Origin of the sequence: Bradyrhizobium vignae (assembly GCF_004114425.1) — a bacterium.
In the GTDB taxonomy this organism is placed as follows: Bacteria; Pseudomonadota; Alphaproteobacteria; order Rhizobiales; family Xanthobacteraceae; genus Bradyrhizobium; species Bradyrhizobium vignae.
In genome coordinates, this window is the sequence record NZ_RDQF01000118.1 from 1 (window position 1) to 4,820 (window position 4,820).

Consider the following 4,820-nt stretch of genomic DNA (forward strand, 5'->3'; position numbering starts at 1 on the left):
GCAGGCCATCTCAATTTGAAGCGAACTTGGAGCAGATGACTTTGAAACCCCGCGACAACCCGATCGGCACGAGGTTGTCACCCATCTCTTAGGTACGTTTCGTTACCCATGTCTCCGGGCCGGACACGTTTTATTATGGCGGAGAGGGAGGGATTCGAACCCCCGATAGGCTTGCACCTATGCCGCATTTCGAGTGCGGTGCATTCAACCACTCTGCCACCTCTCCTGAAGGCGCCATATAGGAGCTGCGGCCCCTGTGGTTGGGGGCGTTAATAGGCGAGGATGGCGGGCCAGACAAGGCGCCAAAGGGGAAAATCCGCTGCCTCGTTCAGCCCTTGTCGTCCCTCTTGGCCTGGAGCTCCGCTCCGATGAACCGGAACGGAGCCCTGGATTTTTGTTTTGACGCGTTTTCTTGATGCGAACCGGTGGCCACTTCGCTGGAAAACGCTTCTGCCCCGAAAGGAACCGCCATGGAGCATCTGACGATCTCGGCCAATGGCGCCGATTTCCACCTGGTCCGCGCTGGAAAGGGCAAACCGCTGCTTTTGCTGCATGGCTGGCCGGAATTCTGGCTGACCTGGGAGCCGGTCTTGGCGCGTCTTTCGGATCGCTTCATGCTCGTAGCGCCGGACCTTCGCGGCTTCGGCGACAGCGACAAGCCCGATGGCCCTTACGGGCCGGAAGGTCACGCGGCGGACATGCTGGCGCTGATGGACGGGCTCGGCATCGACCGATTCGGCGTGGTCGGCCATGACGTCGGCGGCGCCGTGATGCAGCCGCTGGCCCGCCAGGCGCCCGGGCGGCTCGCCGGGCTTTTCTTCTTCGACTTCGTCTATCCCGGGATCGGGCCGCGCATGGCCGCGCCTGAGAGGCTCAACCACATCTGGTACCAGTCCTTCCACCAGATGGAGATTGCGCCTGCGCTGATCGGCGCGAGCCGCGAGAGTTGCCGGCTCTATATCGGCCATTTCCTCAAGGGCTGGGCGCACCGGAAGGGCGCCTTCGACGACGTCCTCGACGCCTTCGCCGACAATTTCTTCAAGGACGGCAATCTCGCCGGCGGCTTTGCGCATTATCGCGCCTCGCATGCCGGCCGGGTCGCGATGATGAAAGGCGAAGCGCCAAAGCTGCCGCCAATCGGGGTGCCGACCTGCGTGCGCTGGGCCGAGCACGATCCGCTGTTTCCCTATGCGTGGACCGATCGGCTGGGCGAGACGTTCAGCACGCTCGATCTTGCGATGTTTCCCGGCGTCGGCCACTTCCCGCATCGGGAAGATCCCGATCGCGCGGCCGCCGAGATCGCGGCGTTCTTTCAGCGCGCCGGCTGGAGCTGAGGGGATAAGAACGGGGTGGGACCGCCAGACGCGGTAAACACTGGCGGTCCCGTGCCGCTCATTTGAAATACTGGCCGGGAAGGGCGGCTTCGCCGGCCGAGTGGAAGCGACGATTCGACCCTAGCGTGCAGTCCGCATGGCGCAACGCAATCCGGTCCTTAACCTAACCGGTCAAGGTTACTCTGGAGCCCGGACGGGCTTCAGGTCCTCGTCTGACGCGTTTTCTTGACGCGAACCGGTCTCCACTTCGCTCGAAAACGCTAGCTAGTCCGCTTTACCCTTTTTCTTCCCGTTCTCCGTGGAATCCCGGTCTTTTCCGTTGCCGTTCTCCTTGCGGCGGTTGGTGAAGCGCGCATTGCCGAGCCCGGTGCCGATGGTGAGCACGCCCCAACGATCGACGTGCTGCATGAACGGCACTTCCGACAGCCCCTGAACGACACCGTCATTGTGCATCACGATCGCAGCATCGTGCTCGCCGATCTGCGGGATGGCTTCGATGAGGCTCGCCGGCAGGTTGAACTTGCTGCTCTCCCAATTGCCGGGGAGATTCTGCGCGCCCTTCTCGATCGAGCCATCCGCGTTGATCACGCCGGGACAGGCAATGCCTATGAACGGCGCGAGCTTGAAGCCTTCGGCCTCGGCGTCTTCGATCAGGCCTTCGAGCATCTTGACCAGCCGCTTCACCGCGACTTCGCGGCTCGGCTCGTCATCGGCGTGACGCCACAGATCGGATTTGAAGACCACCGCCTTGGACAGGTCGGGCGCCTTCTTCCACCGTGTCTCGACGATGCCGCAGCGGATATTGGTTCCGCCGATGTCGACGGCGAGAATGCTGTCATAGGCCTCGAAAATCCAGGAGGGCGCGAGGTGCAGGGCTCCGATCAGGCCGGCATCGTCAGGATCGAATCGAATCGGCACCAGGTCGACCTTGAAGCCTTCCGATTTCAGGATGATCTCGGCCCGGGCAATGGCAATTTCGCCGAGCCGGCTGGCGCGAAAGCCGCCGCCGACCACGATGCATTCGGTCTTGGCCCAGGCCTTGGTCTTGAGGAATCGCCGCGTGACGTAAGCGAGCTCCTGCGCGAAGTCCTCGATCGCGCTGTGCACGACGGCCGTTGCCTCGGTGTCGTCGCCGACCAGGACGGCATCAAGGGACTTCTTGCTGAGCTTGTCGGACGGCTCGTCGCCGAACGGATCCTCGCCGCTCTTGCGCAGCGGCTTGCGCCATTCCTCGAGGATCTCGCGAAACGCCCCCTTGCTGGCGCGATCGCCGAGAAAGCCGTCATCGTCCTTGATCTCGATGTTGAAGCTGTCGACATCGACCGACGGCAGGCGGCTCGCCCCGTGCTGGGCGATACCCGTTGTCTTGACCAGCTCGTCCGTAGCCATGGTAGCCCTTGCCCGCGTGTCCAATTTGCGAGGACACAACGGGATGGGAACCGGTTGGTTGCAGAGCGGGCCGGAGATTCTCCGAGCGTTCGGAAATGGCTCAAATCCTTCAAATTCGGGCCCTTTTCGGCGGTTTTCCTTGACTCTCCGCCCCCGGCGGCTATAAGTCCCACAGCCGGCGCGGGGCGTTTCTCGCGCCGCTTGTTTTTGCCTGGGTTTTCAAAGGGATAACTCCCGCCCGCGCAGACTCGCATAAACCCGTAGCGACTGACAAAAAGCCGGCCCGGACGATACCCGTCGCGAGGCCGGGATTGAACACGAAGGAAAAAAACGATGTTCGCAGTCATCAAAACCGGCGGCAAGCAATACCGCGTCGTGCCGGATGATGTCTTGGAAGTAGGCAAGATCGAAGGCGAAGTCGGCTCGATCGTGCAGTTGAATGAAGTTCTGGTGGTCGGCGGCGACACGCCGGTGCTGGGCGTTCCGACGGTCGCGGGTGCGTCCGTCGCGGTCGAGGTGCTCGACCACAAGCGCGGCCCGAAGGTCATCGCGTTCAAGAAGCGCCGCCGCAAGAACTCGCGCCGCAAGCGTGGCTACCGCGACGAGATCACCGTGCTGCGCGTCAGCGAGATCCTGACGGATGGCGCCAAGCCCACCAAGGGCCCGCGTCCGAAGAAGGAGAAGGTGGCCAAGGAGCCGGCAACGGAAGCCGCCGAATAAAACGGAATTGATCACGCCAATTCACGAATTGAGGCGTGAGAAATTTTGAAATGATTCCGTCAAGGAATTGATCTAGAGATACGCAGGATTTCGGAGACGAGCCATGGCTCACAAAAAAGCAGGCGGTTCATCGCGCAACGGACGCGATTCCAAGGGCAAGCGCCTCGGTATCAAGGCGTTCGGCGGGGAGATCGTCACTCCCGGCAACATCATTGCGCGTCAGCGCGGCACCACCTGGCACCCCGGCCTTAATGTCGGCATGGGTACGGACCACACTTTGTTCGCCAAGATCGAGGGCCGCGTTGCGTTCCAGGCCAAAGCCAACGGCCGCACCTTTGTATCGGTACTCCCGATCGCAGAGGCTGCTGAATAGACGGTGGATCAAATTGGAGTCCGCCGGTCCCGACTGAACCGGCGGAGTCCCAGAGATCACAGAGATCGAAGGCTCCAGGGGAGGCGGGAAACCGGCCTCCCCTTTTCTTTGCTCACTTTGACTTAGTGACTTTCACGGAGCCGGACATGTTGCAGGATTTCTCGAGCGTGACCTTGCGGGAGGCGAGACCCAGCGTCGTCGCCACCGAGCGGCTGACCTTGCGGCGGCCGACCCTCGCCGACGTCAGGACCATCGCCCGGCTCGCCAACGACCGCCGTGTCGCCGAGAACACGCGCCGCCTGCCGCATCCCTATTCGCAGGACGACGCCGCCGAATTCATCCGCGCCACCGCCGAGCTCGGCAGCGAGACCGTGTTCCTGATCGAGCACGATAGCGGACCGGTCGGCATGGTCGGCATCGATTGCTCCAAGCCCGGCAATGCCGAGCTCGGCTACTGGCTCGGCGCCGAGCATTGGGGCCAGGGCTTTGCCACCGAGGCCGCACGCGGCGCGATCGACTTCTTCTTCGAGGAGTTCGAGGACGATCATCTCCATGCCGGCGCCCGCGTCACCAATCCGGCCTCGCGCAAGGTGCTGGAAAAGTGCGGCTTCCAGTGGAGCGGCGTGCAGCTGCACCGCTTCCTGGCGCTGGGCTCCTCCACGCCCGTCGACTGCTTCCGCCTGTCACGCGGCGTGTGGGCCTCGCTGAAGAGCTGGAGCAGTGCGCGACGGGTGAGATAGCTTACCCTCCCCTGGAGGGGAGGGTCGGCTCACATTGAGCGCAGCGAAATGTGAGACGGGGTGGGGTGACAGTCTCTCAGCGGAAGCAGTCCCCGAGCGGAGAGATCACCCCACCCCGCTCGCGCTTCGCGCGATCGACCCTCCCCCTCCAGGGTAGGGGAATCGCATATGGTGCTGGCAGGGTGTTGCCAAGCGGTTGGAACTGGATTCTTTGGGTGTCTCTCGATTCCAGAGGGAGACCTGAATGCGCAAGCTCAAGCGCCT

General features: G+C 62.8%; 5 protein-coding genes and 1 tRNA gene. 4 read left to right on the forward strand and 2 right to left on the reverse strand.

All coding sequences use genetic code 11. The features are described 5' to 3' along the window. Positions 1–136 precede the first annotated feature (136 nt). Positions 137–226: transfer RNA gene (locus EAV90_RS38770), tRNA-Ser, on the reverse strand. A 244-nt stretch (positions 227–470) separates the two neighbouring features. Between EAV90_RS38770 and EAV90_RS38775 the strand changes: the two genes are divergently transcribed. Beyond that, positions 471–1,334: an alpha/beta fold hydrolase gene (locus EAV90_RS38775; protein WP_129146433.1), complete on the forward strand. Its 864-nt coding sequence runs from the start codon at positions 471–473 to the stop codon at positions 1,332–1,334. Positions 1,335–1,598: 264 nt separating this feature from the next. Here EAV90_RS38775 and EAV90_RS38780 read toward each other — a convergent pair whose 3' ends face one another. Then, complete coding sequence (locus EAV90_RS38780) at positions 1,599–2,723, reverse strand: ROK family protein (protein WP_122400435.1); 1,125 nt, start codon at positions 2,721–2,723, stop codon at positions 1,599–1,601. Between the two features lie 333 nt (positions 2,724–3,056). On the opposite strand from EAV90_RS38780, the gene rplU reads away from it, so the two are divergent. From rplU to EAV90_RS38795, 3 genes are all read left to right on the forward strand, one after another. Beyond that, the gene (gene rplU / locus EAV90_RS38785; RefSeq protein ID WP_027572946.1) at positions 3,057–3,443 is read left to right on the forward strand and encodes a 50S ribosomal protein L21; all 387 of its coding nucleotides are present in this window, start codon (positions 3,057–3,059) and stop codon (positions 3,441–3,443) included. A gap of 103 nt (positions 3,444–3,546) precedes the next feature. Further along, the gene (gene rpmA, locus EAV90_RS38790; RefSeq protein WP_008538809.1) at positions 3,547–3,816 is read left to right on the forward strand and encodes a 50S ribosomal protein L27; all 270 of its coding nucleotides are present in this window, start codon (positions 3,547–3,549) and stop codon (positions 3,814–3,816) included. Positions 3,817–3,962: 146 nt separating this feature from the next. Then, positions 3,963–4,556: a GNAT family N-acetyltransferase gene (locus tag EAV90_RS38795; protein ID WP_164937299.1), complete on the forward strand. Its 594-nt coding sequence runs from the start codon at positions 3,963–3,965 to the stop codon at positions 4,554–4,556. Positions 4,557–4,820 lie beyond the last annotated feature (264 nt).